The organism is Bradyrhizobium sp. P2_E8, from assembly GCF_056403875.1.
Genome location: NZ_JBFUES010000856.1, coordinates 1 through 3,258 on the forward strand (window position 1 = coordinate 1; position 3,258 = coordinate 3,258).

Consider the following 3,258-nt stretch of genomic DNA (forward strand, 5'->3'; position numbering starts at 1 on the left):
TCCCCGCCCGCATCTACGTGCCGAAGGACCCGCGCCGGCAGAACGGCCTGTCGCCGGCGCTGGTGTTCTTCCATGGCGGCGGCTGGGTGATCGGCGATCTTGACTCCCATGACGTCGTCTGCCGCCAGCTCGCGGTCGAAGCCGCGCTGATCGTGATCTCGGTCGACTATCGCCTCGCGCCCGAGCACAAGTTTCCCGCGGCCACCGAGGACGCCATCGCCGCGACCAAATGGGTCGCAGCGAACGCACGCGAGCTCGGCATCGACGCCGCCCGTCTCTCGATCGGCGGCGACAGCGCCGGCGGCAATCTCACCGGGGTCGTGGCGCTCGCCGCGCGCGACGGCAACGGTCCCGCGATCGCGGGCCAGGTGTTGATCTATCCGGCGACCGATTTCGCCATGACGCACGGCTCCCACAGCGAACCCGAGACCAGCGTGCTGCTGACGCATTCGGTGATCCGCTGGTTTCGCGATCACTACCTCAGCGCCGCCGCCGACATCCACGACTGGCGTGCCTCGCCGGCGCGCGCGGAAAACCTTGCCGGCCTGCCGCCCGCCTATGTGCTGACCGCCGGTGCCGATCCGCTGCGCGATGAAGGCGACGAATATGCCGCGCGCCTGAAACAGGCCGGCGTGCCCGTCAAGTACAAGCACTTTCCCGGCCAATTCCACGGCTTCTTCACCATGGGCAAGCTGTTGCCAAAGGCCAATGTCGCCGTCAGCGAGATCGGCACGTGGTTGAAGGGATTGGGCTGACAACGCCGTTGCGCATGGCTTCCAATCTTCAAACGATCTTCGCCATTCCCCTGCGCGGGCTGACCTGGCTCGGTGACCAGGGCACGCGCGCTGTTGCGGCGATCGCCTTCATCGCGGTTGCGGTGCCGCCGCTCGGCGCGCTGCTGCGCCCCTACGTCACCGAGGCAATTTTCCTTCTGCTCTGCATCTCCTTCATGCGCGTCGACCTGACCGCGCTCTACGGACATCTGCGCCGGCCGGCGCTGGTTGCGGCCGCCACCGCCTGGACCACGATCGGCGTGCCGCTGATCGTCGGGCTGATTGCTCGTGCAACCGGGCTCAGCGACAGCTCGCCCGGCCTTGCTCTCGCGCTGATGCTCCAGGGCATGGCCTCGCCGATGATGGCCGCGCCGGCGCTCGCAGCGCTAATGGGCCTCGATGCCACGCTGGTGCTGGTCACGCTGGTGACCTCGACCGCGCTCGTCCCCTTCACCGCCTCGTTGTTTGCCAGCCTGTTTCTCGGCGGCATGCTCAACATCTCGCCGCTCACGCTCGGCCTGAAGCTGCTCGGAATCCTCACGGCATCGCTGCTTGCGGCGACCGTCATCCGCCGCCTGTTCGGCAGCGAGGCGATCCAGCGCCACAAGCGTCCGATCGACGGCATCAACATCGTCATCCTGCTGGTGTTCGCCTCGGCGGTGATGGGCGACGTCGCAGCCGACTTCCTCGCCGCCCCCCTGTTCACGATCGGCGTCGCGCTGCTCGCCTTTGCCGTCTATTTCACCCTGCTCGCCGTCACGACGCTGATCTTCCGCCGCGTCGGCCATGAGCGCGCCTTCGCAATCGGCCTGATGGTGTCACAGCGCAATCTCGGGCTGATGCTGGCCGCGACCGCGGGCGCGCTGCCGGCGACGACCTGGCTCTACTTCGCGCTGACGCAGTTTCCAATTCACCTTGCGCCCTACATGCTGATGCCGATCGCGCGGCGATTGACAGCACGTGCAATTGCTTCCAGCGGAGCAGCCGCAGGCGGCACAACATAGGGCGTAGGGTAAAGCGGAGGGGCGAGGAAGCATGCGACTTGTTCTGACTACGTTCAAATTTCTTGTCGCGATTGTGCTTCTCGGGATCTTGGGGTTCAGCGGTTGGCTGATCTTCAGCCCACCCGATGGGATGCTGTCCGCCTCGGCCTATGCGGCAAAAATGGTTTGTTCGAACGTGTTCATTGCCAAACGCGACGCGGACGCGGTGATCGGAAGCGATGTGGCGCTTGCGCTTCCTCGCATCGTCAGCCGTCTGAAAATCAGGGTGGACGCCGCCAACCAGCGTGTCGAGGTGGCATTTCGAGGCCTGTTCGCCAAACGCTACGCCCAATATGAGGAGGGACGTGGTTGCACACTGGTCTCGAAGGACGCTGCCCCCTATGGCGCCGCGCCGCCTTCCCTGCCGGAAAAGTCCGATGCGCTCTGGCCGGCGGGCGAGAGGGCGCAATTGTCCGACGACAAGGCTTTGTTGGCGGCGCTGAACGATCCGACGCTCCAGGGGCCTGGCATGCGCGCGATCGTCGTCGTCCAGAACGGGCGCATCGTCGGTGAAACCTATGGCGAAGGCTTCAACGCTTCGACGCCCTTGCAAGGTTGGTCGATGACGAAGACCGTGAATGCCGCCCTGGCCGGCATGGCGATCAAGGACGGAAAGCTTTCGCTCGATCAGAAAAGTCTATTTCCGCAATGGGCTGGCGACGCGCGCGCGGACATTTCGGTGGCCGATTTGATGGCCATGACAAGCGGTTTGAAATGGAGTGAAGATGGCGATTCTCCCGATCCCGACGGATTGGAGAATCTCGCAAAGGATGCGGCGGCTTTCGCGAGAGACCGCCCCCTTGTCGCTCCGCCCGGAACGAGGTTCAACTATTCCGGCGGTTCGTCCGTCCTGCTGGCGCGGCTCTGGCAGAACGCGGTTGGAGCGGACGCGCGCGCTTATCCGCAGCAGCGATTGTTCAAGCCGTTGGGCATGACCAGCGCCGTTCTCGAATCCGACCCTTCAGGCACATTCCTTGGCGAAGGCTTTCTCTTCGCCAATGCGCATGATTGGGCGCGCTTCGGCGAATTCCTGCGCCTGAACGGAGAGTGGAACGGCGAACAGCTTTTGCCGATGGGCTTCGTCGACTACATGCGCTCGCCCGTGCCGGCATCCGACAAGGGACATGGTCCGGTCTACGGTCGCGGACAGCTTTGGTTAGGGCCGGGCCAGGGATTCACCCTCCCGGCCGACACATTCATGTTGCAAGGGCACCTCCGCCAGGTGATCGCGATCATCCCCTCGCGTAAATTGGTGATCCTGCGCATGGGTTTGACGCGGGAAGACATTGGGTACAGCACCGCGAAACTACTGTACGCGATTGTCGCGGCGCGCCAATCGAATAGTTGATGCGATGACTTGCGGGTTTGGCCCGCGGCGGACATCGGCTCATGCATCGTCGACGTCCGCTTGTGTGGCTAACGCGGACCTCGCCGCGTCCTAC

Annotated in this window: 3 protein-coding genes; all 3 read left to right on the top strand. The window is 64.5% G+C overall.

The features are described 5' to 3' along the window. The coding region (locus tag AC1D00_RS33105; protein ID WP_477013565.1) for an alpha/beta hydrolase at window positions 1-755 on the top strand (755 nt) is incomplete at its 5' end. A 14-nt stretch (window positions 756-769) separates the two neighbouring features. Then, window positions 770-1,777: a Na+-dependent transporter gene (locus tag AC1D00_RS33110; protein WP_477013566.1), complete on the top strand. Its 1,008-nt coding sequence runs from the start codon at window positions 770-772 to the stop codon at window positions 1,775-1,777. A gap of 31 nt (window positions 1,778-1,808) precedes the next feature. Further along, window positions 1,809-3,164, top strand: coding sequence for a serine hydrolase domain-containing protein (locus tag AC1D00_RS33115; RefSeq protein WP_477013567.1), 1,356 nt, complete (start codon window positions 1,809-1,811; stop codon window positions 3,162-3,164). Window positions 3,165-3,258 lie beyond the last annotated feature (94 nt).

Coding starts and splice junctions, on each gene's coding strand:
- AC1D00_RS33110 (WP_477013566.1), top strand. CDS start 770: ATGGCTTCCAATCTTCAAACGATCTTCGCCATTCCCCTGCGCGGGCTG.
- AC1D00_RS33115 (WP_477013567.1), top strand. CDS start 1,809: ATGCGACTTGTTCTGACTACGTTCAAATTTCTTGTCGCGATTGTGCTT.